The organism is Pelagibius sp. CAU 1746, from assembly GCF_039839785.1.
Lineage (GTDB): Bacteria > Pseudomonadota > Alphaproteobacteria > Kiloniellales > Kiloniellaceae > Pelagibius.
The window spans coordinates 2,081,961-2,105,299 of record NZ_JBDOQT010000001.1; the positions used below are offsets into that span (position 1 = coordinate 2,081,961).

Annotated in this window: 21 protein-coding genes and 1 tRNA gene; 9 read left to right on the forward strand and 13 right to left on the reverse strand. The window is 66.9% G+C overall.

What is annotated here, in order from left to right:
* Positions 1-91: 91 nt before the first annotated feature.
* The 3 genes from AAFN88_RS09795 to AAFN88_RS09805 form a co-directional block, all read right to left on the reverse strand.
* On the reverse strand, positions 92-541 hold the full coding sequence (locus tag AAFN88_RS09795; RefSeq protein ID WP_347520110.1) for a hypothetical protein: 450 nt from the start codon (positions 539-541) through the stop codon (positions 92-94).
* 273 nt (positions 542-814) lie between these two features.
* Positions 815-1,525: an orotate phosphoribosyltransferase gene (locus tag AAFN88_RS09800; protein ID WP_347520111.1), complete on the reverse strand. Its 711-nt coding sequence runs from the start codon at positions 1,523-1,525 to the stop codon at positions 815-817.
* A gap of 93 nt (positions 1,526-1,618) precedes the next feature.
* A complete protein-coding gene (locus AAFN88_RS09805) occupies positions 1,619-2,869 on the reverse strand; it encodes a multidrug effflux MFS transporter (protein ID WP_347520112.1) in 1,251 nt (416 codons plus the stop codon).
* 243 nt (positions 2,870-3,112) lie between these two features.
* Between AAFN88_RS09805 and AAFN88_RS09810 the strand changes: the two genes are divergently transcribed.
* Positions 3,113-3,928 carry an enoyl-CoA hydratase-related protein gene (locus AAFN88_RS09810; RefSeq protein ID WP_347520113.1) on the forward strand — a complete coding sequence of 272 codons (816 nt, stop codon included), beginning with the start codon at positions 3,113-3,115 and terminating at the stop codon, positions 3,926-3,928.
* A gap of 82 nt (positions 3,929-4,010) precedes the next feature.
* Here AAFN88_RS09810 and AAFN88_RS09815 read toward each other — a convergent pair whose 3' ends face one another.
* Complete coding sequence (locus AAFN88_RS09815; RefSeq protein WP_347520114.1) at positions 4,011-4,919, reverse strand: dienelactone hydrolase family protein; 909 nt, start codon at positions 4,917-4,919, stop codon at positions 4,011-4,013.
* A 334-nt stretch (positions 4,920-5,253) separates the two neighbouring features.
* Between AAFN88_RS09815 and AAFN88_RS09820 the strand changes: the two genes are divergently transcribed.
* Both AAFN88_RS09820 and AAFN88_RS09825 read left to right on the forward strand, forming a co-directional pair.
* Positions 5,254-6,210: a LytTR family DNA-binding domain-containing protein gene (locus AAFN88_RS09820; protein ID WP_347520116.1), complete on the forward strand. Its 957-nt coding sequence runs from the start codon at positions 5,254-5,256 to the stop codon at positions 6,208-6,210.
* Between the two features lie 18 nt (positions 6,211-6,228).
* Complete coding sequence (locus AAFN88_RS09825; RefSeq protein ID WP_347520117.1) at positions 6,229-6,420, forward strand: hypothetical protein; 192 nt, start codon at positions 6,229-6,231, stop codon at positions 6,418-6,420.
* On the opposite strand, the gene AAFN88_RS09830 is transcribed toward AAFN88_RS09825, so the two are convergent.
* From AAFN88_RS09830 to AAFN88_RS09845, 4 genes are all read right to left on the reverse strand, one after another.
* Positions 6,402-6,956: a GNAT family N-acetyltransferase gene (locus AAFN88_RS09830; RefSeq protein WP_347520119.1), complete on the reverse strand. Its 555-nt coding sequence runs from the start codon at positions 6,954-6,956 to the stop codon at positions 6,402-6,404. The genes AAFN88_RS09825 and AAFN88_RS09830 overlap by 19 nt on opposite strands.
* 15 nt (positions 6,957-6,971) lie before the next feature.
* The gene (locus tag AAFN88_RS09835) at positions 6,972-7,406 is read right to left on the reverse strand and encodes a PaaI family thioesterase (RefSeq protein WP_347520120.1); all 435 of its coding nucleotides are present in this window, start codon (positions 7,404-7,406) and stop codon (positions 6,972-6,974) included.
* A gap of 499 nt (positions 7,407-7,905) precedes the next feature.
* The gene (gene cysQ, locus AAFN88_RS09840; protein ID WP_347521651.1) at positions 7,906-8,724 is read right to left on the reverse strand and encodes a 3'(2'),5'-bisphosphate nucleotidase CysQ; all 819 of its coding nucleotides are present in this window, start codon (positions 8,722-8,724) and stop codon (positions 7,906-7,908) included.
* Positions 8,725-8,750: 26 nt separating this feature from the next.
* Positions 8,751-11,093: a xanthine dehydrogenase family protein molybdopterin-binding subunit gene (locus AAFN88_RS09845; protein WP_347520121.1), complete on the reverse strand. Its 2,343-nt coding sequence runs from the start codon at positions 11,091-11,093 to the stop codon at positions 8,751-8,753.
* Between the two features lie 205 nt (positions 11,094-11,298).
* Between AAFN88_RS09845 and AAFN88_RS09850 the strand changes: the two genes are divergently transcribed.
* The gene (locus AAFN88_RS09850) at positions 11,299-11,748 is read left to right on the forward strand and encodes a VOC family protein (protein WP_347520123.1); all 450 of its coding nucleotides are present in this window, start codon (positions 11,299-11,301) and stop codon (positions 11,746-11,748) included.
* 322 nt (positions 11,749-12,070) lie between these two features.
* Here AAFN88_RS09850 and AAFN88_RS09855 read toward each other — a convergent pair whose 3' ends face one another.
* A complete protein-coding gene (locus AAFN88_RS09855) occupies positions 12,071-13,030 on the reverse strand; it encodes a ribonucleotide-diphosphate reductase subunit beta (RefSeq protein WP_347520124.1) in 960 nt (319 codons plus the stop codon).
* 217 nt (positions 13,031-13,247) lie between these two features.
* Complete coding sequence (locus AAFN88_RS09860) at positions 13,248-15,092, reverse strand: ribonucleoside-diphosphate reductase subunit alpha (RefSeq protein ID WP_347521652.1); 1,845 nt, start codon at positions 15,090-15,092, stop codon at positions 13,248-13,250.
* 424 nt (positions 15,093-15,516) lie between these two features.
* On the opposite strand from AAFN88_RS09860, the gene AAFN88_RS09865 reads away from it, so the two are divergent.
* Positions 15,517-16,227 (forward strand): SOS response-associated peptidase, encoded by a 711-nt coding sequence (locus AAFN88_RS09865; protein WP_347520125.1) that lies wholly within the window; start codon positions 15,517-15,519, stop codon positions 16,225-16,227.
* Positions 16,228-16,261: 34 nt separating this feature from the next.
* Here the strand turns inward: AAFN88_RS09865 and AAFN88_RS09870 are convergent, their stop codons facing one another.
* Both AAFN88_RS09870 and AAFN88_RS09875 read right to left on the reverse strand, forming a co-directional pair.
* Positions 16,262-17,290, reverse strand: a complete 1,029-nt coding sequence (locus AAFN88_RS09870; RefSeq protein ID WP_347520126.1) for an SEL1-like repeat protein — start codon at positions 17,288-17,290, stop codon at positions 16,262-16,264.
* Complete coding sequence (locus AAFN88_RS09875) at positions 17,287-18,444, reverse strand: glycosyltransferase family 9 protein (protein WP_347520127.1); 1,158 nt, start codon at positions 18,442-18,444, stop codon at positions 17,287-17,289. The genes AAFN88_RS09870 and AAFN88_RS09875 overlap by 4 nt, the downstream gene beginning before the upstream one ends.
* Before the next feature lie 220 nt (positions 18,445-18,664).
* Between AAFN88_RS09875 and AAFN88_RS09880 the strand changes: the two genes are divergently transcribed.
* The 3 genes from AAFN88_RS09880 to AAFN88_RS09890 all read left to right on the forward strand — a co-directional run bounded on the left by AAFN88_RS09880 (position 18,665) and on the right by AAFN88_RS09890 (position 21,532).
* Positions 18,665-19,663 (forward strand): rhodanese-like domain-containing protein, encoded by a 999-nt coding sequence (locus AAFN88_RS09880; protein WP_347520128.1) that lies wholly within the window; start codon positions 18,665-18,667, stop codon positions 19,661-19,663.
* A gap of 123 nt (positions 19,664-19,786) precedes the next feature.
* Positions 19,787-21,010, forward strand: a complete 1,224-nt coding sequence (locus AAFN88_RS09885; protein WP_347520129.1) for a YeeE/YedE family protein — start codon at positions 19,787-19,789, stop codon at positions 21,008-21,010.
* A 348-nt stretch (positions 21,011-21,358) separates the two neighbouring features.
* Positions 21,359-21,532: a hypothetical protein gene (locus AAFN88_RS09890; protein ID WP_347520130.1), complete on the forward strand. Its 174-nt coding sequence runs from the start codon at positions 21,359-21,361 to the stop codon at positions 21,530-21,532.
* Positions 21,533-21,625: 93 nt separating this feature from the next.
* Here AAFN88_RS09890 and AAFN88_RS09895 read toward each other — a convergent pair.
* A tRNA-Val gene (locus AAFN88_RS09895) sits at positions 21,626-21,700 on the reverse strand.
* Between the two features lie 499 nt (positions 21,701-22,199).
* On the opposite strand from AAFN88_RS09895, the gene AAFN88_RS09900 reads away from it, so the two are divergent.
* Complete coding sequence (locus tag AAFN88_RS09900) at positions 22,200-23,300, forward strand: histone H1-like repetitive region-containing protein (RefSeq protein WP_347520131.1); 1,101 nt, start codon at positions 22,200-22,202, stop codon at positions 23,298-23,300.
* The last annotated feature ends 39 nt before the right edge of the window (positions 23,301-23,339 follow it).

The window sequence follows — 23,339 nt, forward strand, 5'->3', positions numbered from 1 at the left end:
CCCCTTCTACGGACGGCTTGCCGCCAGGGCGCTGTTGGTACGGTCCGGCCCGGCGCAGGCTAGAGCAGCTTGGCGCCCATCGGCTTCCCGATCAGAACAGGACGGTCCAGTTTTCAGCATCTCTTGCCGTGCCCGCCGCCGAGACCATGCGCAGGTGCTCCGGGTCGGCGGGTGTTTCCTCGGCGTCTTCGTCGTCGCTGCCGTCCGAAGCTTCGCTGTCGGCGATGCGCTTTTCCGCTTCGGCGATAATGCCCTTCAAGGCGGCCAGCCGCCGCGCAAGGATCTCGGTCCGGGCCCAGGCGACGTATTCCTCGCCGTCAGATGACTTGTGGACCGCGGCCCACTGCTCGCGCCGCTCGGATTTCATCACGAAGGCGATGTTCTCGCCTTCCACGCCGCAGTCGAGCGACTGGGTGTAGGGCTCGACCTTGCCTTCCCAGATTTCCGAGATGACATCCCAGGAGAAGCCTTCATTGACCAGCAGTTCCATCATGACCTGATCGAACTCGCCCCGGGCTAGTTTCAGGGCATAGCTAATCATGCAGTCCAATTCCTGGCTGCCATGGGGCGCAGATTGCAAGGCCGACACCACGCGCCGGATGATGCCGTCTCTTCGTCTATATTCGCTCATCGACCCCCGTCCCTGAGCTCCATCTTCGATAGTACTGATTTTGGCGGCGAAGAGAAGCGCCCCTAAGGCCTGCGGGGGAAAAAAGCGATGGCGTTATGGTTAATTTCGCAGCTTGCGCCAGCTATGGGACTCCGCCGAGAGGTATCGGGCGGGAAGCTGCAATTACGGGTAGAGGCTGCCGCGTCAGGTCCCGGAGGTGCGATCCTCGTCGCCGGATTCCTTGCCGCCGTGGGCGGCCGACCAGGACTCCGGATCCTGCAGGAAGCTGCGCACCTCTTCGACCTGCGACGGCGACAGGTAGCCGCTGTTCTCGGCGGCGGCGAGAGCGTCCCACCAGGTTGCCAGGGCATGCAGCTTCACGCCCTTCTCCGCCAGGGCGGCGACGCCCTGGGGGAAGATGCCGTAGTGGAAGATTACGAAGGTATGTGAAATCTCGGCGCCGGCCTTGCGGATCGCCTCGACGAAATTCAATTTCGATCCGCCGTCGGTCGCCAGGTCTTCCACCAGCAGGACGCGGCTGCCCTCGGGCAGGTAGCCCTCGATCTGCGCGTCGCGGCCGAAGCCCTTGGGCTTCTTGCGCACGTAGAGCATCGGCAGGCCCAGGCGCTCGGCGATCCAGGCGGCGAAGGGGATGCCCGCCGTCTCGCCGCCGGCGATGCAGTCGATGGATTCGTAGCCGGCCTGGCGCTGGATCGTATCGCAGGCGAAATCCATGAGCTGCGCGCGGGCGCGCGGGTAGGAGATGATCTTGCGGCAATCCACGTAGACCGGGCTGGCCCGCCCGGAGGTGAAGATGAAGGGCTCGTCCGGGCGGAACAGCACCGCTTCGATTTCCAGCAGGATGCGGGCGGTGATTTCGGCGATGTCGCTGGAACTGGATGCGGCGGTCGGCATGGCGGGCCCCTTCAATTTCGGTTCGCCCTGTTTATCGCCAAAGCCCGCGAATGACAATCGGGCCGCCCGCCATGGAGGCGATGGGCGGAGGACTCAATCCGACTCGGGCGCCGGCTGGGCGCGGCACTCCAGGGGCAGGGGCTCGCGGGCCAGCAGATAGCCGAAGAATGCGATCACCGCCGAGACGATCATGACCGTCACCATGGGATAGACCGTGTCGGCCTGCAGCCAGCCGACCAGCAGGGTCACAAATGCGCCGATCATCATCTGGGTGAAGCCCAGCAGGCCGGAGGCGGTGCCCGCCAGGTCCGGTCGGCGCGAGATGGCTGCGGCGGTGGCGCTGGGCATGCTGAGGCCGTTGCCCAGGCCGACCAGCATCACCGGGGCAAAGAGAGCCAGCGGCGTCATCTCGATGCCCAGCGACAGGGCGGTCAGCAGGGCGGTGCCTGCCAGTGCCGCCAGGCTGCCGCTCAGCACCATGCGCTCGGGTCCGACGCGGGTGGCCAGACGGCCGGAGAGGAAGTTGCCCGCCATATAGCAGAGGGCGTTGAGGACGAAGTAGTTGCCGTAGTCGCTCGACGGCCGGCCCATCAGCTCGACCATGATGTAAGGAGCCCCGGCCAGGAAGGAGAAGAAAACCGCGGTGGTGAAGGACACGTTCAGGCAATAGCCGTTGAAGCCCCGGTCGCGCAGCAGCACTGGAAAGCCGCGCAGCATGTCCAGCGGGCCGGTGGAGACATGGCGCTGGTGATGGGTTTCGTGCAACAGCATCCACGCGAAACCCAGCGCCACCACGCCGACCGCGGCCACAGTGAAGAAGGTCGAGCGCCAGCCGAACCATTGGTCCAGGTGCCCACCCAGCAGCGGCGCGACCATCGGCGCCACCACCATGGCCATGGTGATGTAGCCGATCATGCTGGCGGATTCCTCGCGGCTGTGAGTGTCGCGCACGATGGCGCGGCCCAGCACCAGCCCCGCGCAGCCGCCAACGGCCTGGATGATGCGCCCGACGATCAGCAGCAGGATCGAATCGGCCAGCGCCGCCAGCAGGCTGCCGGCCAGGAACACCAGGATGCCGCCCAGCAGCACCGGGCGGCGCCCGAAGCGGTCGGAGAGCGGCCCCATGAAGAGCTGGGAGATGGCGACGCCGAAGAGATAGAGCGTCAGGGTGAGTTGGATGGTGGTGTAGTCGGTGTTGAAGACCGCGACCATGCCCGGCATCGCGGGAATGAAGATGTTGAGCGCCAGCGGCCCCAGCGCCGTCACCGCGATGAGAATCCCGAGTGCCGGGCGCGGTGCGGCGGAAAGCGAGGAATCCGAAGAGGGCTGCGCGGGCGCGCTCATGGGCGAAGAGAATCCGAGTTGTGAAGGCCGGGGCGGCGGCGAAAGAAGCGCCACCCTCCCGCCGCGGCGACAAGATGACGCTTTTGCCAGCATGCTATATGGGAAGTAAACCGACCAGTGTCCATGCTGCATGGCTGCTTTGTCCCGGCGATGAAAACGGGTTTTGCGGCGCAGCCCCGCGCCTTAAGCTGCGGCCCGAACAGCCAGATGAGACAACTGGAGCGGGACGGGAGGACAGGCGGCATGACGGCGGCAGGGGCGGCGCGGCAGGCGCCATCGATCGAGCTGGAACGCGCCGTAGTGGGTGAGAACGCGGCGGTCGCGACCCTGTGGCTCAACCGGCCGGAGCGGCGCAACGCCTTCGACCTCGCCATGTGGCGGCGCCTCGGCGACCTGACGCTGGATCTGGCCGGCGACGACGGCCTGCGCTGCCTGGTGCTGCGCGGGCGCGGCGGCGCCTTCGCCGCCGGCGCCGATATCTCCGAGTTCCCCGAGAAGCGCTACAGCGCCGCGCAGGCCGAGGACTACGCCCGGATCATGGACCGCGCCACCGAGGCCGTGGCCGACTGCCCGGCGCCGACCCTGGCGGTGATCGAGGGTCCCTGCGTCGGCGGCGGCCTGGAGCTGGCGGTGCAGTGCGACCTGCGGATCGCGTCCGAGAACGCGCGCCTGGGCATTCCCATCAACCGCATCGGTCACTGCCTGCCCTACCCGGCGATGATCGCCCTGGTCGAACTGGCCGGGCGCGCCGCGGCGCTGGAGATCCTGCTGGAGGGCCGCATCCTCACCGCCGAAGAGGCGCTCTCCAAGGGGCTGCTCACCCGCGTGGTGCCCGACGGCGAGTTGGAGGCCGAAGCCGCCGCCGCGGTGAAGCGCATCGCCGCCGGCGCCCCGCTGGCCGCGCGCTGGCACAAGAGCCTCGCGAAGAAGGCGCTGCGCCCGGAGACCCTGGACGCCGAAGCCTGGCGCGAGCCGCTGCTGTCCTGCGACACCGCCGACTACCGCGAAGGCATCCGCGCCTTCCGGGCGAAAGAGAAGCCGATCTTCCGGGGCGAGTAGGGCGAGCAAAAAAGGGACGGCGCTCCGGCCCGCTCTGCCGTCGCGCCGCCCCGCCCGGCGGACAACCGCCGGGGCCTCCCTGTTATTGCAGCGTCTCCTTGAAGAAGTTGACGGTGCGCCCCCAGGCGATCTCGGCTGACTTCTGGTCGTAGCGCGCAGCGTTGGTGTCGTTGTTGAAGGCGTGGTTGGCGCCCTCGTAGGTGAACATCTCGTAGGCCACGCCGTTGGCGTCCAGCGCCGACTTGAAGTCGGGAATGCCGGCGTTGATGCGCTCGTCGAGCCCCGCATAGTGCAGCAGCATCGGCGCGCGGATGTTCGCCACCTGCTCCGCCGAGGGCTGGCGGCCGTAGTAGGCGACGGTGCCCGAGACGGCGGGCGCGTTCACCGCCACCTGGTTGGCCATGGCGCCGCCCCAGCAGAAGCCGACGGCGCCGACCTTGCCGGTGGAAGCCGGGTGCTTGGCGAGGTAGTCGACCGCCGCCACCGCGTTCTGGATGGTCTGGGCGCTGTCGAGGGCGCGGATCATCTCGCGCGCCTGGTCCTCGTCGGAGGGCGTGCCGCCGGCGGGCGAGAGGAAGTCGACGCCCAGCGCCACGAAGCCCTCCAGCGCGATGCGCCGGGTGACGTCCTCGATGTGCGGGTTGAGGCCGCGGTTCTCGTGGATCACCAGCACGGCCGGCAGTTTCTCGGTGACCGGCACACTGGCCGGGCGCGCCATATAGCCGCTCAACTCGCCGCTGGCGCCGGGGAAGGTGACGGTGCCGGTCGTCACGCGGCTGTCGTCCGGGGCCACCATGGCTGCCTGGGCGTAGTTGTTCTCCAGCAGCGGCAGCAGGGCGCAGGCCGCGGCGCTGCCGCCGGCCACCCGGGTCAGGTGGTCGAAGAAGCGGCGGCGGTCCAGGGTCAGGTGGGTGTAGTCGTCATAGAGATCGATCACCTCCTGGGTGATTTTCGGTGCGGCCTTCGGCTTGGTCTTTGCAGGGGCGGTCATCGCTGGTCGGGCTCCTGAAGAGTTGTCGTCTGTCGGACGCGAAGGTGGGAAACGGCGGCTCCGGCAGGGCAGGGGCATTTCGGGGCGGTCCCGACCGGTGTCGCGGCCGGTGGCTTTGGGGGACCGTTTCGCCCGGCGCCGGAGCCGCCGCTTCTTCCTGGAAAGCCTAGTCGGGGCCTGGGTTTGCGAACAGGGGAGGGCGCGAATTATTTCTCGAATGTGCAACTGCACGAACGTCTGGGCTGAAGATCACGAAAAAATCAGTGCCGGTCGGGACTTAACTTCGAGTAGCATTTTCATGCAGCATGAAAATTCAGGCCCGGGAGGGCCCGTGATGGCTGTTCGCATGTCCTCGACGTCGATGCCCTGGCCCTTCTGGGGACTGGTGGCGACTCTGCTGACCGGTCTGCTTCTGGCCGGTCATCCCCGCGAGGCTTTTGCCGAGTTCTCGCTGCTGTTCAGCTATGGCTACTGGGCCGTCCGGCTGCTGATGGCATATCTGCTGTTTGCCGGTTGCCTGCTGCTGCTGGAAATGGGGCCGCTGGGGGCGCGTCTGCGGGGCCGCTGGGCCTGGGGCTGGCTGGCCCCGGCGGCGGCGCTGATCACCCTGCCGTTCTTTACCTTGAGCGTCACCATGCTCGACCTGCTGCTCGGCCTGCCGGAGCTCGGCATCGGCGGTTTCGGCGCCGACAGCGGCGGCGCCGCGGCGGCGGCGGCCTCGGCCTCCGGTATGGCGGCGCTCTTCGCGATGGAATCGCTCTATCACCTGGACAATCACCTTGTGCTCTGCGCCCTCATCGTTCTGCCCCGCGTGGTGATGGCACTGCAGGCCTCGGCTGCCGCTGCGGAGCACGGCGGAGCGGAACGGAGCGATGCGGGACAGAGAGATGCGGGGCAGGGCGGGGCGCCGGGGCGCGCGCCCTTTCCGGCGCCGGTGACGCTGCGCCCGGCGACGCCGGCGGCGCCCAGCTTCTTCCAGCGGTTCGATCCGCCGCTAAGAAGTCCGGTCCTGGCGGTGCAGGCGCAGGAGCACTACGTCAGGGTGGTGACCGCCGAGGGCGCGGTGACCACGCTTTACCGCTTCGGCGATGCGCTGCGCGAACTGGAAGGGCAATCGGGGCTGCAGGTGCACCGCTCCTTTTGGGTGGCGGATGCCGGCGTCGAGGCCCTGAAGAGCGGCAAGCGCGGCCTGAAGATCGTGCTGCGCAACGGCGAACAGGTTCCGGTGAGCGCGCGCCATGCGGATACGGTGCAGCAGCGCTTTGGCGAGCGCCTGGAAACCGTCGCCTGACGGGCGGAAAGGGACGATATGGTCGGCGGTATCGATCACGAAGGCGAATTGGCGGTCGCGCGCATCCGCATGAAGCTGGAACAGAACGCCGGCTCCCTGGCCGAGAGCGAGCGCTTGCGCCGCGAGGAAGGTGAAGAGCAGTTCCGCGGGCGGCTCTGGGCGCTCACCGTGACCGCAGTGATCTATGTGCTCTACTTGCTGTTCGGCTGAGCGCCCGCCGCCGCGCGGCGTGCCGCGAAAGTTGCACGGTCAATGCCGTAGCGCCGCGCCGCCTCGCCATCATGGTCAACCATCCCGGTGAAGCTCAATCCGATTTTCTCGGCCACGCGGATGGAGCCGTGGTTGTCGGGATGGATGTCGGCGACGATTCCGGTCATGTCGGCCTTCGCAAAACCCTGAGCCAGCACCGGCGCGGCGGCCTCGGTGGCGTAGCCCCGGCCCCAGGCGTCACGGCGCAGGCGCCAGCCGATCTCGACCTCGGCGCCGGCTACGCTGTAGGGGTGCAGCATGACCCAGCCGAGAAAGCGCGTGGGATCGTCCTTGGCGAAGATCGACCAGTAGCCGAGGCCGGGCGGATAACGCGCTTCGATGCGCCGCCGCAGGAAATCCCGGTGTTCTTCCTCGTTGGACCAGGGCGGGCCGACGTAGCGGATCACTTCCGGGTCGCTGTCCATCTCCAGGCAGGCCTCGAAATCGGCAGGCCCGCGCGGGCGCAGGATCAGGCGTTCGGTCCGGCAGGTCTCCATGGCGACGGGCAGATCCTACGTCCGCAGGGTGATGTACTTGAAGGTGCCCTGGCCGCTGCCGACGACGCGGCCGGTTTCGTCGCGCACTTCGCAGGCGGCGAAGAACAGCGACTTGCCGCCGCCGCTGCAGGTGGCGCGGGCCACCAGGCGCTGGCCTTCCTTGGCGGTGCCGATGAAGTTGCTGGTCAGCGACAGGGTGAAGGCGCGGCGCGGCGTCACCCCCTCCGGCGTGTAGCAGCCGCAGTAGCCGCAGGCGGTGTCGATCAGCGTGGTCAGCACGCCGCCGTGCATGACGCCGCTGCGGTTCAAGTGGCGCTTCTCGACTGTCAGGCCGACTTCGGCGACATCCTCTTCCCAGTTGGCCAATCTATAGCCGACCAGATCGGCGAAGCCGCCGTGGCTGCGCAGCGGATCGGCATCTTTTACGGGCTTTTTCGAATCGTCAGGCATGGCGGCAGACTGCCGCGTCTCGGCCGCCCTGTCCATACGACGGTACTTTCAGTCTGGCGGTTGGCCGCGGGCCGACAAAGCTAGACCGGGGCTCACGGCCCCGGTCTTTCGCTCTCGCTTGACAGGACCGCTCCGCACCGCGGTACGTTGGGAGCTTCCTGACGAGTCACCGCACAGGCTTTGCGGCGGCTAAATCGTCACCGGTTTTTCCCGGCCACGTGCGGTTAGCTTGCGACTCTGCGGGTGCTTTGGTCAAGAGTCCAATGCTAGGAATATCGGCGGGTTTCCGGGCTTTTGCCGTGTCTTTCGCGCCTGCAAAGCGGCTGCAGCCGAGGCAGGCGGCGGGACAGCGCAGCGGCTGCGGCCGCCCTTGCCGTAGCGCAGCAAAAAACACCCGCGACCGATAGGGCGCGCGTCCTTCACCGAGCGATTGCCTAGACCGCGGACCAAACCAAAGCTGGGGTTGCGGAAAACGATTCCGGGCCGCTGCGGGGCGCTCTCACTCCACGCCGATGGCGTAGAAGTGGGGGTTCTCGAAGCCGGGCTTGCCGTAGTCCAGGGGGTCGCCGTCCATGTCGCGGACCTGTCCGCCGGCGGCCAGCAGGACCGCATGGCCGGCCGCCGTGTCCCATTCCATGGTGCGCCCGAAGCGCGGATAGAGATCGGCGCGGCCGCTGGCGACGAGGCAGAATTTCAGCGAGGAGCCGGCGGTCACCCGTTCGGCCACCTTGTACTTCGCCAGGAAGTCGTCGAGCTCGCGGCCGCTGCCGTGGCGGCGGCTGGCCACCACCACCGCGCCGTCTTCCGGGATCTCGCGGGCGCGGATCTCCACCAGCGGCTTGTCGGTCTCGGCGAAGACGGCGCGGCCGCTGCCCTTGCCGCCGTCCGGGGTGTCGCCGCAGATCCCCGCCCAGGTCATGGCCATGGCCGGGGCGTGGACCACCCCGGCGACCGGCTGGCCGTCCTCGATGAGCGCGATGTTCACGGTGAACTCGCCGTTGCGGGAGATGAACTCCTTGGTGCCGTCCAAGGGATCGACCAGCCAGAAGCGGCCGCCGGAGATGTCGGGCTCGTCGCCCGCCGCCATGGCTTCCTCGGCGACCACGGGGATGTCCGGCGTCAGGGTGTTGAGGGCGCCCAGGATGAAGGTCTCCGCCGCTTCGTCGGCCTCGGTGACGGGGGAGGCGTCGTCCTTCTCGCGCACCTCGATCTCCTCGGCCTCCACGTAGTAGGCCAGGATCACCTTGCCGGCGCGTTCGGCGATGAGCCGCAGCACCGCGAGGATGTCGTCGGCCCCGGCTTCGTCCTGGTCGAGGATTCCCTGAAGCGTTTTCTCGGTTTCGCTCACTCGGCGGCTTCCTGTCGCTTGGCGTCCTGGATGGCGCGCCACACCTTCTCCGGCGTCGCCGGCATGTCGATGTGGCGGATGCCCAGCGGCGCCAGGGCGTCGACCAGGGCGTTGATGACCGCCGGGCAGGAGCCGATGGCCCCGGCTTCGCCGGCGCCCTTCACGCCCATGGGGTTGGTGGTGCAGGGGGTGTCCTCCACCATGGTCAGCTCGATGGCCGGCACGTCGTCGGCCCGCGGCATGGTGTAGTCCATGAAGGACCCGGTCAGCAGCTGGCCGTCGCTATCGTAGACCGTATGCTCCAGCAGCGCCTGGCCGATGCCTTGTGCGGTGCCGCCATGCACCTGACCGGCGGCCAGCAGCGGATTCACCACCACGCCGAAGTCGTCGACCACCACATAGCGCAGCAGCTTGACCACGCCGGTATCCGGGTCGACCTCCAACTCGCAGAGATGGCTGCCGTTGGGATAGGTCTGGGGGCCGGCGACGATGTGGTGCTGATCCTCCAGGTCTCCCTTCATTTCTTCCGGCAGGCTGTCGTCGCCGTAGGCCGCCTTGGCGACCTCGGTCAGCGTGACCGTCTTGTCGGTGCCGGCCACGGTGAAGACGCCTTCCTGGAACTCGATGTCGGCCTCGGCGGCTTCCAGCAGGTGTCCGGCGACCTTGCGGCTGCGCGCGATCACCTTGTCCGCGGCGCCGTCCAGCGCCTGGCCGCCCATCAGCAGCGAGCGCGAGCCGCCGGTGCCGCCGCCTTGGGGAAGGTCCCAGGAATCGCCCTGATGGACGGTCACCTGGCCGGGTTCCACGCCCAGCTTGTCGGCCAGCAATTGGCTGTAGGCCGTGAAGTGGCCTTGGCCGTTGGACTGGGTGCCGACCCACAGCTCGACGCCGCCGTCCTCCTTCACTTTCAGGCGCGCCGTCTCCTCGCCGACGGAACCGCAGACTTCACCGTAGCAGGCAAAGCCCAGGCCGCGCAGCTTGCCGGCCTTGGCGGCGGCCTCGCGGCGCGTCTCGAAGCCGGCGTAGTCGATGTCCGTCTGGCCGCGCGCCAGCAGGCCGGCGAAGTCGCCGCTGTCGTAGGTCTGGGCGAAGGCGGTGGTGTAGGGCAGCGCGTCCTTGGGAATGAAATTGCGCCGCCGGAATTCGTCCGGCGCCATGCCGATCTCGCGCGCCGCTGCGTCCATCAGGCGTTCCACCAGATAGGACGCTTCCGGCCGGCCGGCACCGCGGTAGGCGTCGACCGGTACGGTGTTGGTGAAGACCGTGGTCACCTCGGCATAGCCGGTGGGAAAGGTGTAGAGCCCGCTCAGCATGGGAGCGTAGCAACCCGTGGGGATGAAGGGCGCGAAGTTCGAGAGGTAGGCGCCCATGTTGGCGGTGGTGGTGACTCGGATGCCCAAGGCCTTGCCGTTTTCGTCCGTCGCCAGCTCCGCCAGGGTGACGTGGTCGCGGCCCTGGGTGTCGCTGAGGAAGCCTTCGCCGCGCTCAGAGATCCAGCGCACCGGCCGGCCCAGGCGCCGCGCCGCGAAGAGCACCAGCACGATCTCCGGATAGACGAAGATCTTCATGCCGAAGCCGCCGCCGACGTCCGGGGTGATGATGTGCAGCTTTTCCTTGGGCACGTTGAGGATGTGATCGGCCAGCCACGGCAGCATGCGGTGCGAGCCCTGGGAGACGGTATGGAGCGTGAAAGTCTCGCTGGCCGCGTCGTAGTCGCCGATGGCGGCGCGCGGCTCCATGGCGTTGACCACCACACGGTTGTTCACGAATTCCAGCTTGGTGACGTGGTGGGCCTTTTCGAAGGCCTCCTTGGTGGCGGCTTCGTTGCCGGCCTCCCACACCAGGCATCTGTTGCCGGGGGCCTGGTCCCAGACCTGGGGCTGGCCCGGGTCCTTGGCGGTCTTGGTGTCGGTCACCGCCGGCAGGGGATCGTAGTCGACCATCACCAGCTCGGCGGCGTCGCGCGCCGTGGCCGCCGTTTCGGCCACCACGAAGGCTACAGGATCGCCGACGTGGCGCACCCGGCCGCGCGCCAGCGCCGGGCGCGGCGGCATGATGGTCTCGGTGCCGCCCTTGCCCGGCAGCGGCACGACGCAGGGAATGTTGCCGATTCCGTCGGCGTCCAGGTCGTCCACGGTGAAGACGCCGAGCACGCCCGGCGCCGCCTTCGCCTCTTCCAGGTCGATCGACCTGATCTCGGCATGGGCAAAGGGACTGCGCACCAGGGCACCGAAGGTCTGCCCTTCAAGTTGAATGTCGTCGGTATAGCGGCCTTGGCCGGTCAGGAAGCGCGAGTCTTCCACCCGCCGCAGGCCTTGGCCTACGCCAAATCGCCCCATGGCTGAAACGTTCTCCGTGAAGGTGGGTTATATGAGGAGTTGGCCCCAATGATAGGCGAGACAAGGGGCCGCGAGAAAGTGGAAAGTCGTGATGCTTTCCTGGGAAGGCGGCTCATCGGTTGGGGCGTGCCCCGGCGAATTGGCAGGAGATTGTTCCGAGGCGCTTGGGCTAGGGTCCCCGCCCAACAGAAATGGAGCGGAGTCGATGGAGCAGCGGATGACCATGGTGACCCTGGGGGTTCGGGACCTCGCCAGGGCGCAGAAGTTTTATGAAGAAGGGCTAGGCTGGACGCTGAGCGACGGCGTTGAGGGGCAGGTCGCTTTCTATCAGCTTGCCGGCGGCGGGTTGCTCGGGCTCTATGGGCTGGAGGCTCTGGCCGAGGATGCCGCGGTGCCTCTGGCCGAGCTGAAGCCGGGGCAGAACTTCGGCGGTATGACTCTGGCCCACAACGTCGCAAGCCCGGAGGCCGTCGACGCCACCATGAAGGAGGTCGTGGCCGCCGGTGCGACGCTCATGAAACCCGCCGAGAAGGTTTTTTGGGGCGGCTACTCCGGCTATTTCGCCGACCCCGACGGCCATCTCTGGGAAGTCGCCTACAACCCCTTCTGGACCCTCAACGACGACGGCAGCGTGTCGCTGGAGCCGCCGGAATAGCGTCTCCTCGCCGTCACCCTCGGGCTTGACCCGGGCATCCAGGGCAGGTGTCGGGCCTGCGGCCCCAGGACCCTCGGGACAAGCCCGAGGGTGACGGATGGAGAGGGGGGCGGACGGTGCGACGTCATCCTTCGAGACGCTTGCTGCGCAAGCTCCTCAGGATGAGGCTACTGGCGTTGAAGTTCCCAAAATGAAAAGCCCCTCACCCTGAGGAGCGCTCATCAGAGCGCATCTCGACCTGCCTTCGCCGAAGCGGAGCCGCTTCGGCTTCGCGCAGGCAGGAGGGCGAGGGGCTCAGTTCCCCTGCCGAAAGCGGGTCGGCCTAGTCGAAGGCCTCTTCCCAGGTGCCCTGGGTGGCGGCCTTGGAGTATTCGGTCGCGCGGTTCTCGAAGAAGTTGGTGTGCTCGACGCCGTTCAGGATCGCGTCCAGCCAGGGCAGGGGGTTCTTTGCCGAGCGGTAGATCGGCTGCAGGCCCAGTTGGGTCAGGCGGCGGTCGGCGATGTAGCGGATGTAGGCCTTCACGTCCACCGGCTCCAGGCCCTCGACGCCGCCCTGCTCGAAGGCCAGGTCGATGAAGGCGTCCTCGTGCGTCACGATGGTCTCGCAGGCCTTGTAGAGGTCTTTCTCGAAGGCGTCGGTCCAGATCTCCGGGTTTTCCTCGATGAAGGTCTTGAACAGGCGGATCGCCGACTGGGTGTGCAGCGACTCGTCGCGCACCGACCAGGTGACGATCTGGCCCATGCCCTTCATCTTGTTGAAGCGCGGGAAGTTCAGCAGGATCGCGAAGGAGGCGAAGAGCTGCAGGCCCTCGGTGAAGGCGCCGAAGACGGCCAGGGTCTTGGCGATGTCTTCCTTGGTGTCGCAGCCGAACTCCTGCATGTAGTCGTACTTGTCCTTCATCTCCTTGTAGTGGAGGAAGGCGGAGTACTCGGCCTCCGGCATGCCGATAGTGTCCAGCAGGTAGGAGTAGGCGGCGATGTGCACCGTCTCCATGTTGGAGAAGGCCGAGAGCATCATCTGCACCTCGGTCGGCTGGAACACGCGGCTGTAGTGGCGCATGTAGCAGTTGTTCACTTCCACGTCCGACTGGGTGAAGAAGCGGAAGATCTGGCTCAAGAGGTTGCGCTCCGCGTCCGTCAGGTTGCGGTTCCAGTCCTTCACGTCGTCGGCCAGCGGCACTTCTTCCGGCAGCCAGTGCAGGCGCTGCTGCATCAGCCAGGCGTCATAGGCCCAGGGGTAGCGGAAGGGCTTGTAGACGGGGCTGGCATCGAGCAGGGACATCTTGTCGTTTCTCCCAAGGATGGCATCGCGCTTCTCTGGCGGGCGCGATCGCCGTGTCTGTCAAAAAATTTCGTACTCAAAAATGTATCCGGGGGAAGTTGGGGCCGGCGGTCCCCCCGAACCACCGGCCCCTTTCACCCCCGAAGCGCGTCTAGCGCACCTTAGCCCTTCGAAGGTCTCTAGCCTCGCGGCCGCTGCAGCCGCCGCGACAGCCTTGTCACTGGCAGGCGAGACACTCCTCATAGTCGGTGGTCGATTCCGCCGCGGCCGGCAGATCCTTGGAGGCGATCTTGCCGAGATGCGGCACCGTCGTCGCCACGGCCGCCGGCTGGGACGACTCCGCGCGCTGGATCGATTTGGAGCGGCAGTAGTAGAGGCTCTTTACGCCCTTCTTCCAGGCCTGGTAGTGGATCTGGTGCAGGTCGCGCTTGTGCACGTCGGCCGGCACGAAGACGTTCAGCGACTGCGCCTGGCAGATGAACTCGGCGCGGTCGCCGGCGTGCTCGATGAGCCAGCGCTGGTCCAGCTCGAAAGCGGTCTTGAAGACGTCCTTGTCGTCGTCGTCCAAAAAGTCCAGGTGCTGCACCGAACCGCCGTTGATGGTGATGGAGGTCCAGACGTCCTCGTTGTTCTCGCCCTTTTCCTCCAGCAGCGCGGTCAGGTGCTTGTTGCGCACGTTGAAGGAGCCCGACAGCGTCTTGTGGGTGAAGGAGTTGGCCGCGATGGGCTCGATGCCCGGCGAGGCGCCGCCGCAGATGATCGAGATCGAGGCGGTCGGCGCGATGGCCATCTTGTTGGAGAAGCGCTCCATGATGCCGAACTCCTCGGCATCGGGGCAGGGTCCGCGTTCCTCGGCCAGCTTCTTCGAGGCGGCGTCGGCGCCTTTGCGGATGTGGGCGAAGATCTTCTTGTTCCACACCTTGGCCATGACGCCTTCCAGGGGAATGCGGTTGGCCTGCATGAAGGAGTGGAAGCCCATGACGCCAAGGCCCACCGAGCGCTCGCGCAGGGCCGAGTACTTGGCGCGGGCCATGCCTTCGGGCGCCTTGTCGATGAAGTCCTGCAGCACGTTGTCGAGGAAGCGCATGACGTCCTCGATGAAGCCTTCCTCCTCCTGCCATTCGAAATACTTCTCGAGGTTCAGCGAGGAGAGGCAGCACACCGCGGTGCGGTCGACGCCGTGGTGGTCGACGCCGGTCGGCAGGGTGATCTCGCTGCAGAGGTTCGACATCTTCACGGTGAGGCCGGCCAGCTTGTGGTGCTCCGGGATCTGCCGGTTCACGTGGTCGCCGTAGATGATGTAGGGCTCGCCGGTCTCGATGCGGGCGGTGAGGATGCGGATCCACAGGTCGCGGGCGCGCACCTTGCGGATCACGGCGTTGTCCTTGGGGCTGGTCAGGCCCCATTCCTCGTCCTTCTCGACGGCGCGCATGAAGGCGTCGGAGATGACGATGCCGTGGTGCAGGTTCAGCGCCTTGCGGTTGGGATCGCCGCCGGTTGGTCGGCGCAGCTCGATGAATTCCTCGATCTCCGGGTGGGAGATCGGGATGTAACAGGCCGCCGAGCCGCGCCGTAGCGAACCCTGGCTGATCGCCAGGGTAAGGGAATCCATGACCCGGATGAAGGGGATGATGCCGGAGGTCTTGCCGTTGTGGCCGACCTTCTCGCCGATGGAGCGCAGGTTGCCCCAGTAGCTGCCGATGCCGCCGCCGCGCGCGGCCAGCCAGACGTTCTCGTTCCACAGGTCGACGATGCCGTCCAGGCTGTCGCCGGCCTCGTTGAGGAAGCAGGAGATCGGCAGGCCGCGGTTAGTGCCGCCGTTGGACAGCACCGGCGTGGCCGGCATGAACCACAGCTTCGAGATGTAGTCATAGAGCCGCTGGGCATGGGCGCTGTCGTCGGCATAGTGGGCCGCGACCCGGGCGAAGAGATCCTGGTAGGACTCCTCCGGCATGAGGTAGCGGTCGCTGAGCGTCGCCTTGCCGAACTCGGTCAGGTTGGCGTCGCGGCTGCGGTCCATGTGGACCCTGATGCCGCGCGCGTTCTGGAACTCGTCGCGCACTTCCCGGGCGTCGAAGAGGTCCTCGCTGTCGTCGTTGGCGGGCTGGACCGGGGCCGTCTGAATCGGGGGGAGGGCTTCGGCTTGTTTTCCTAGCGACCTTGCGTTATCCACAAGATCCGGTCCGGATTCATCCGACGTGGTGCGCCCGAAAATCCCCGATCCATCCATGCTTTTTTCCCCTCCGTCCACAGTTTGATCCACCTGTGGATGACTGTGGTATTCAATTACGGTAACAATATCTGGGGCTGATGCCCATCGCCCACACCAGATATGGGTCTCAATCTATACCGGGTGCCTTGAATCTGTCATCGTGAACAAAGCAAGAACATTTACCATAGTAACGCCTGATGCCGTTGCGGCAAGGGTGCGGGCCGGGTTACCCACAAGAATCTCTCGTCGTGCCGTATACGGGGAGGGTTGAATCATGTGCGGGCGCTTCCTGCTGACCGCGCCGCCGGAAGCGGTGCAGCGGCTTTTCGGCTTCCTGGAGCAGCCGAATCTGGAGCCGCGCTACAACATCGCGCCCAGCCAGGCGGTGGCGGCGATGATCCGCGACGACCAGGCGCGGCGGCATTTCGTGTGGATGCGCTGGGGGTTGCTGCCGTCCTGGTCGAAGGAAGGGCGGCATCCCGGAGAACCGGGGCGGGCGCCCCTCATCAACGCGCGGGCCGAGACGGTGGCGGAGAAGCCCTCCTTCCGCGATGCCTTCGCCCGGCGCCGCTGCGTGGTCTTCGCCGACGGGTTCTACGAATGGCGCCAGGGCGGCAATCGCCAACCCTATTGCATCCGGCTGACCGACGGCGCGCCCTTCGCCTTCGCGGCGATCTGGGAACCCACCGCCGGGGAGCAGGGGGAGCCGGCGGGGGGCTGCGCCCTCATCACCACGCAGGCGAACGCGAAGATGGCCGAGGTGCATCATCGTATGCCGGTGATCCTGACGCCGGAGGAAGTCGGCCCCTGGCTGGACCCGGCCGCGTCACGCGACGCCTTGGCGGCTTTGCTGAAGCCGCTGCCGGACGCCGCGGTGACCCTGACGCCGGTCTCCAAGCGGGTGAATTCCGTGCGTGAGGACGACGCCGAACTGCTGCGCGAGGAGGAGCTGCCCGCCGCGCCCTCGCAGCTCGACCTTTTCTAGTGCGATTTTTCTAGTGCGCTTTCGGTCCTGATGTTCAGACCGAAGAGGCGCCTGCCTGCTGCCCTTCGAAGATCTTCTGCAACACTTCGGGCGTGATGTCGGCTTCGCCTTCCGCGCCGACGCTGCTCAGGTAGGCGCCGATGGCGTTTCGCGTGCGCGGCCCCGACAGGCCGTCCACCGGCCCCGCATTGAATCCCAGCTGGTTGAGGCTGTGCTGGACGTACATCACCGTCGGTTTGTCGGCGAAGTCGGCCTCGTTCGAAGGGCGGAAGGCGCTGGCGCGGCTCTTGGCCTCCTCGATCTGCAGCGGCGTCATCTTGTTGGCGATGGCGGCGCGCACCTCGCCGGCCTTGCCGTGGCCGCGGTTGCTGGCGATGTCGAGCCAGGCATAGCCGGAGGTCAGGTTCTTTGGCAGCCCCAGGCCCGCGGCCTGCACCACACCATAGGAGAAGGCGCCATCGGCATGGCCCTGCGCTGCGGCTTTGCCGTACCAGCGCGCGGCCCAGGACAGGTTCTTGGTCACGCCGCGGCCGTTGGCGTAGCACTCGCCCAGCAGGTACTGCCCTCCGGGGTGGCCCTGGCTGGCGGCATTGCCGAGGTAGCGCACGGCGCGGACGTAGTCCTGCTCCACGCCGGCGCCGTTGTAGAGCGCGGCGCCGACGGCGTACTGCGCGCGCGGTTCGCCCCGCGCGGCGGCGGCGTTGATCCACTTGGCTCCGGCGTTGAGATCCTTCTCCACGCCGAGCCCGGCGTTGTAGGCCTCGCCGGTCTCGTAGGCGGCGGGGCCGTGGCCGCGTTCGGCGGCGTCGAGGAAATGGGCGAAGGCGTCCTCGTTCCTGCCTTGGTCGCGCAGTCCAAGGCCTTTCTGATAGATGGCTTCGGCCAGTTCGCCGCCGCTCAGCCCTTCGAATTCCGGATCGTCGGTGTTGAGGGCGCCGGACAGGGTCCGGTCGGCGCCGTCCAAGGTGTCCTTCACTTCGGTGCAGGCAAATCCCCCGAGCCCCACCAGGAAGAGCGCGGCGACCACGCCCAGCGGCTTTGCAATGCCTGTGATGATTTTCATCTAACTTTCCCCTCCGAATAGGCGGCTCTCCCCGCCGGGCCGCGACTGGGCGGCCCCTGTCCCGTCAAATGCCGTTTGTCGCTTTGCGCGTCTTCGATTTCCCGCAGCAGATCGTCGATTGCCGCCTGAACGGCGCCAAGCGGGATGTGCTCCATGGCCGCGCCGTCCGTCTGCCCCGCCGCATCGCCTGCGAAGTCTTGTGCCCGCAGCACCCGGGCATGAGCGACCAGCGGCGCGAATTTTTCCGGCGGCGTCGGGCCGAAAAGTGAAATCAGCGGACAGTTCGCCGCCGCCATCATGTGACCGACCCCCGCATCGTTGGCCACGGCCAGGCTGAGGCGCCGTGCCAGGGCGATGGTGACCAGGGGCGAGGGGCCGGCGTCCTCCACCGCCTGGGACTGCAACGGCAGCAGTGCCGCCGGCACCGCTTCGGCGACCCGCGCGGCCCAGTCGCTTTCCTCCGGGCCGAGGAAGACGACCGGCGTACTACCGGCGTGGAGCAGCGCCTCGGCGAGGTCCAGATAACGTTCCAGCGGCCAGCACTTGTGCTTGCCCCCGGCCCCCGGCGCCAGGCCGATGTAGCGGCGCCCGGCCGGCAGCAGGGCGGTGGCCAGGGCGTCGAGCCGCGGATCGCCGGGCAGTTCGCCCGAAGTGTCGGCCGGCCGGCCGCTGGCCAGTTCCACCAGGCTCAAGAGCTGCTGCACCATGGCCGGCGGCTTCTCGCGCGGCTTGGGTGGGCGGCGGCTGGAAAAGAAATAGTCGGCGGCGCCGGAAATGAAATGTTCGTGCGGAATGCGCCGCAGCAGCAGCGTCGTGCCGGCGCGGCGTTGGCTGTCGATGATCAGGTCGAAGCGGCGCCCCTCCATAGGGGTACCCTTGAGGGCGGGGCTCAAGGCCTCGTGCCAGTGCCGCCCGACGTCGGCCTCTTCGACGACCTCGTCCAGGAGGCCGCGGACCAGCGGCGCGAGGCCGTGGGCGTAGGCCGATTTGCCTTTGCCGGCAAGCCAGGTGATGCGCGCGTGGGGGAAGGCGTTGCGCAGGGCGCGCAGGAAAGGCAGCTTGATCAGGCCGTCGCCAACCAGGTCCAAGCCGACGTAGACCAGCACGGACCCCGGCGCCAACTCCAACGCGGGCGGTTCGACAGCTGGAGACATTACCCCCATTCGCTTTCCAAATTGCCGACGTCCACCTTAATTCGAGAATTCCGGGCCCGGCCGCGAACGGACCTGAAGCTACACCTTCAATCGACTGTGCGGTGACTCTACAAGAGGCAAAATAGCGGCATAAAGAACGTTATAAAAATGTAATTTTATATAAATCTACGGTGTGAAATAGTGTTTTTTGCCGATATTCCCCGGAGCAGAAAGGTCCGTCATGCAGGCCCTCTTGCCGCTGAAATGGCGCCTGGTGACCCGGCGCCTGGCGGCGGCTGCCGCCCTGGGCGCGCTCGCCGTTACCACCGCCGCCGTCCTGGCCCCCCGCGCCGCCCTCGCCGAGGAAGCGGCGCCGCCGCTCGTCGACGTCGCCTGGCTGCGTGCCAATGCTGAGCGCGACGACCTGGTGGTGCTCGACATCCGCAACCAGCTCGACGGCGGTTCGGAGCAGGTCTACCGGGCCGGGCACATCCCCGGCGCCATCTACAGCGACTATTTGAAGGCCGGCTGGCGTACCGAGCGCGACGGCGTTCCCGCCCAACTGCCCCGGCTGGAAACCCTGGAGGCGCTGATCGGAGAGTTGGGCATCAGCAACGACAGTCAGGTGGTTATCGTCTCGGCCGGCACCGGCGCCCTCGATGCCGGCAGCGCCGCGCGTGTCTACTGGACCTTCAAGGTGGTGGGCCACGACAAGGTCTCGATCTTGGATGGCGGCTACCGCGCCTACACGGCCGATCCCGCCAACCCGGTGGAAAGCGGCTGGGTCGACCCGCTGCCCGACATCTTTTCCGCCGAGCTGCGCCCCGAACTGCTGGCCGACCGCGCCGATGTCGAGGCGGCGCGCGCGCAGGGCGGTCTGCTGATCGACGCCCGGCCGGTGGAGTACTACCTGGGCCAGAAGCGCCATACCTGGGCCAAGCGCGCGGGCACCATTCCCGGCGCGGTCTCGGTGCCGGACTCCAGCTTCGTCGACGCGGCGGGCCATTTCGTGAAGGCCGAGGGCATCGGCGACCTGCTGCAGCGCGCCGGCCTGTCGCCGGACGGCGAAGGCGCCGGCTCCATCATGTTCTGCAACACCGGCCATTGGGCGGCGCTCGGCTGGTTTGCCCAGAGCGAGATCCTGGGCCAGAAGAACGCGCGGGTCTACGACGGCTCCATGGTCGACTGGTCCGCCCAGGCGGCGCTGCCGGTGCAGCAGGGCACGCCCGTCACCGAATAACGCGCGCGCCGGATAAAGCGCGCGCCGGTCAAGGCCGCTCACGATGCCGTGCGTCCGCCTCGACAGACGGGCGCCGCGGCGCTTTTATCTGTTACCAGGATGCTCAACAGAGAACGCCCAGCGATGACTCCGTCCGTTTCCTCTCAGACCCGGCGGCCCGATTGGCGGGTGACGATCCCAGCCCTGCTGCTGCTGTCCGGCGGCGCACTCTACATTTTCGGCGCCGAAGGCCAGAAGATGGCCGGCCTCTACCTGCTGGGCGGGGCGCTGGGCCTGGTGCTCTACCACGCCGCCTTCGGCTTCGCCTCGGCCTGGCGGGTCTTCTTGACCGAGGGGCGGGGCGAGGGGCTGCGCGCCCAGATGCTGATGCTGGGCCTGGCCACGCTGCTGTTCTTCCCCCTGATCGCCGAGGGCCCGGCAATCGGCGTCGATGTCGGCGGGGCCGTGGCGCCGCTGGGAATCTCCGTTCTGGTCGGGGCGGGGCTCTTCGGCGTCGGCATGCAGCTCGCCGGCGGCTGCGCCTCGGGCACGCTCTACACCGTGGGCGGCGGCTCCACCGCCATGGTCTTCACCCTGATCTTCTTCATGGTGGGCTCGGTCGTCGGCGCGGCGCATCTGCCCTGGTGGCTCGGCGCGCCGAGCCTGGGCAGCATCTCGATCCTCAAGGCCTGGGGGCTGTGGCCGGCGCTGGCCGCACAGCTCGCCGTCTTCGCGGCCATCGCCGGGGCGACGCTGGTCATCGAGCGGCGGCGCCACCCTTATTTTGCGGCGGCCAGCACGGCGTCCGGCGGCCCGCTGGCGCAGCGGCTGGTCAGCGGGCCCTGGCCGCTGGTCTGGGGGGCGGTGGCCCTGGCGGTGCTCAACGCCGTCACCCTGGTCTCCGCCGGTCATCCCTGGACCATCAGCTTCGGCTACACCTTGTGGGGCGGCAAGCTGGCCGCCGCGGCGGGCGTCGACCTCTCGGCCTATGCCTTCTGGACCTGGCCTTTCCCCAGCAGGGCGCTGGCCGGCTCGGTCTTCGCCGACACGACCTCGGTGATGAACTTCGGCGTGCTGGCCGGCGCCTTCCTGGCCGCGGGCCTGGCCGGGCGCTTCAATCCGGCCTGGCGCCTGCCCTGGGGCCGGGTGCTGGCGGCGGCTCTGGGCGGTCTGCTCATGGGCTATGGCGCCCGCCTGGCCTTCGGGTGCAACGTCGGCGCCTATTTCAGCGGGATCGCCTCCGGCAGCCTGCACGGCTGGCTGTGGTTCGCCGCGGCGCTGGGCGGCAGCTATCTCGGCACTGCCCTCAGGCCTTTCTTCGGGCTTTCCGGCGGTTTCGCCCGCGGCGCCACCCCGCGGACGGCCTAAGCGATCGCAGACCGACAGGTGGGTTGGAGGCTTAAAAATGCCCGCGTGAGTCGTATTTGGATTGTGCCATGTGTGGGCTTAACCCCTTGAATATCTTGAATCGCGGCCTATCTAACATGCATGAAGCAAGCTACCCTCAGCAAGCCGGGCCCCGTTGAGCCTGAGGATTCCAAAGTCAGGCGCTGCCTCATGTGCCGCGACCGCTTTGAGAGCTCCTGGCCGGGCGAGCGGATCTGCAAGCGCTGCAAGTCCACTGCCGCCTGGCGCGAGGGCTGAGGCCGCTCAAGCGTGACCGAGTGCGGATTTCCGCATGACACTCCACCGACAACATCGACGTAGCTGAAGGTCATGGGGGACGAGGATATTGTCAGCCCCTACCTGCGGCGCCCGCTGCGCAGCCTGGAAGAGGTGCTGCGTTTGCGCCTGGTCCGGCTTGCACGGCAAAGGGGACAGGTGCAGCTTCCCGAGGCCGACAACGGCAACGCGCCCGCAGAAACCCCGCCGGCCGCCAAATCGGCCTGATGGAGAGATCGGGACTGGCCGGCTGCCGCCGAGACCGGCGCCGTTGCGGGCAACCAGCGACCAAAGTCGAAAAAATCGCCGTTTTGCTGGGAATGGTGGGCGATACTGGGATTGAACCAGTGACCTCTCCCGTGTGAAGGGAGCGCTCTCCCGCTGAGCTAATCGCCCGTCGCCGACGCCCGAAAGGGGGCTTTGGCAAAAGGGAAGCGTGATTTAGGACAGGCGCTCCGGCCTGTCAAGCGCGGCCTCCCCCTCCGCTTGCGGTCTTGAAAAGCCCGGAAATCCGGCTCTTTCGCAGTGCCGAAGACTTACCTCGTTACAATCAAGAAACAATCTCTCCCCGGCCATGTCCTGACTGATGCAGCGGCCAATAATCCCTATGAAGTGGTAGACCGAAACCTTGCCGAGAGAAGGCCCCGAGATCGTTGAATCGCCGCTGTATCGCACCACTGGTTGAATTTTTTATCCAATAAAAACATGATATTATAGTGACTCTAAATGATCACAGTCATTGCTCTGCATTCAAGATAAGTTGGGAATAATCGGTACTATCAGGCGTCTCGTCGATACCTGGAATGGTAATCGTTTATTAATTGAATCGGGATAATAACCGTTTGCCATTAGCCGAAATCCAAATGGGTTTATGGAGTTAGACGAGGAAATAGCAATGGCTATCGCTAGCAAACAGGCTTCCCGGAAGTCTGGTACTAAGGCGGTTCGCAAGACCGCAAAGAAGACCACCGCGCGCCGTAAGACGACGGCTCGCAAGACGGCTGCCCGGAAGACCACGGCCCGGCGGACCACGGCTCGCAAGACCACGGCTCGCAAGACCACGGCTCGGAAGACGACGGCTCGCAAGAGCCCGGCTCGGAAGACGGCTGCCAAGAAGAAGACCACCGCTCGTAAGACGACGGCGCGCAAGACGACCGCCCGCAAGACGGCTGCTCGTAAGAGCCCGGCTCGCAAGACGGCCGCCAAGAAGACGACCGCTCGTAAGACGACGGCGCGCAAGACGACCGCCCGCAAGACGGCTGCTCGTAAGAGCCCGGCTCGCAAGACGGCCGCCAAGAAGACGACCGCTCGTAAGACGACGGCGCGTAAGACGACCGCCCGCAAGACGGTTGCTCGCAAGACGGCCGCCAAGAAGACGACCGCTCGTAAGACGACGGCGCGCAAGACGACCGCCCGCAAGACGGCTGCTCGCAAGAGCCCGGCTCGCAAGACGGCCGCCAAGAAGCGCGTGACCCGTAAGACGGCTGCGCGCAAGACGACCGCCCGCAAGACGGCTGCTCGCAAGAGCCCGGCTCGCAAGACGGCCGCCAAGAAGCGCGTGACCCGTAAGACGGCTGCGCGCAAGACGACCGCCCGCAAGACGGCTGCTCGCAAGAGCCCGGCTCGCAAGACGGCCGCCAAGAAGCGCGTGACCCGTAAGACGACGGCGCGCAAGACGACCGCCCGCAAGACGGCTGCTCGCAAGAGCCCGGCTCGCAAGACGGCCGCCAAGAAGCGCGTGACCCGTAAGACCGCGGCTCGCAAGAGCCCGGCCCGCAAGACCACGGCCCGCAAGACGGCTGCTCGCAAGAGTGCCGCTCGCAAGACGGCGGCCCGTCGGACGACCGCCCGCAAGACGCCTTCGCGTAAGGCCATTGCGACGCGTCGCCTGATTGCTGCCCGCCTTGCATCTTCGCGTCCGTCGACGGCGAGCCGGCTTGCTGCGGTCTCCCGTGCGACCGGTGGTTCCTACCGGAACGGCCTGGCGCATCGCTGAGAACTGACGACGCGATTTCGGCTTTACTGGTGCAAAGCA

What these genes read in the sequence shown, in the direction of transcription:
- AAFN88_RS09810 (WP_347520113.1), top strand. Translation starts at nt 3,113, where the DNA reads ATGACGGCGGCAGGGGCGGCGCGGCAGGCGCCATCGATCGAGCTGGAA.
- AAFN88_RS09865 (WP_347520125.1), top strand. Translation starts at nt 15,517, where the DNA reads ATGTGCGGGCGCTTCCTGCTGACCGCGCCGCCGGAAGCGGTGCAGCGG.
- AAFN88_RS09875 (WP_347520127.1), bottom strand. Translation starts at nt 18,444, where the DNA reads ATGTCTCCAGCTGTCGAACCGCCCGCGTTGGAGTTGGCGCCGGGGTCC.
- AAFN88_RS09870 (WP_347520126.1), bottom strand. Translation starts at nt 17,290, where the DNA reads ATGAAAATCATCACAGGCATTGCAAAGCCGCTGGGCGTGGTCGCCGCG.
- AAFN88_RS09825 (WP_347520117.1), top strand. Translation starts at nt 6,229, where the DNA reads ATGGTCGGCGGTATCGATCACGAAGGCGAATTGGCGGTCGCGCGCATC.
- AAFN88_RS09855 (WP_347520124.1), bottom strand. Translation starts at nt 13,030, where the DNA reads ATGTCCCTGCTCGATGCCAGCCCCGTCTACAAGCCCTTCCGCTACCCC.
- AAFN88_RS09795 (WP_347520110.1), bottom strand. Translation starts at nt 541, where the DNA reads ATGATTAGCTATGCCCTGAAACTAGCCCGGGGCGAGTTCGATCAGGTC.
- AAFN88_RS09900 (WP_347520131.1), top strand. Translation starts at nt 22,200, where the DNA reads ATGGCTATCGCTAGCAAACAGGCTTCCCGGAAGTCTGGTACTAAGGCG.
- AAFN88_RS09830 (WP_347520119.1), bottom strand. Translation starts at nt 6,956, where the DNA reads ATGGAGACCTGCCGGACCGAACGCCTGATCCTGCGCCCGCGCGGGCCT.
- AAFN88_RS09880 (WP_347520128.1), top strand. Translation starts at nt 18,665, where the DNA reads ATGCAGGCCCTCTTGCCGCTGAAATGGCGCCTGGTGACCCGGCGCCTG.
- AAFN88_RS09850 (WP_347520123.1), top strand. Translation starts at nt 11,299, where the DNA reads ATGGAGCAGCGGATGACCATGGTGACCCTGGGGGTTCGGGACCTCGCC.
- AAFN88_RS09820 (WP_347520116.1), top strand. Translation starts at nt 5,254, where the DNA reads ATGGCTGTTCGCATGTCCTCGACGTCGATGCCCTGGCCCTTCTGGGGA.
- AAFN88_RS09835 (WP_347520120.1), bottom strand. Translation starts at nt 7,406, where the DNA reads ATGCCTGACGATTCGAAAAAGCCCGTAAAAGATGCCGATCCGCTGCGC.
- AAFN88_RS09845 (WP_347520121.1), bottom strand. Translation starts at nt 11,093, where the DNA reads ATGGGGCGATTTGGCGTAGGCCAAGGCCTGCGGCGGGTGGAAGACTCG.
- AAFN88_RS09890 (WP_347520130.1), top strand. Translation starts at nt 21,359, where the DNA reads ATGGGGGACGAGGATATTGTCAGCCCCTACCTGCGGCGCCCGCTGCGC.
- AAFN88_RS09805 (WP_347520112.1), bottom strand. Translation starts at nt 2,869, where the DNA reads ATGAGCGCGCCCGCGCAGCCCTCTTCGGATTCCTCGCTTTCCGCCGCA.
- AAFN88_RS09815 (WP_347520114.1), bottom strand. Translation starts at nt 4,919, where the DNA reads ATGACCGCCCCTGCAAAGACCAAGCCGAAGGCCGCACCGAAAATCACC.
- AAFN88_RS09885 (WP_347520129.1), top strand. Translation starts at nt 19,787, where the DNA reads ATGACTCCGTCCGTTTCCTCTCAGACCCGGCGGCCCGATTGGCGGGTG.
- AAFN88_RS09800 (WP_347520111.1), bottom strand. Translation starts at nt 1,525, where the DNA reads ATGCCGACCGCCGCATCCAGTTCCAGCGACATCGCCGAAATCACCGCC.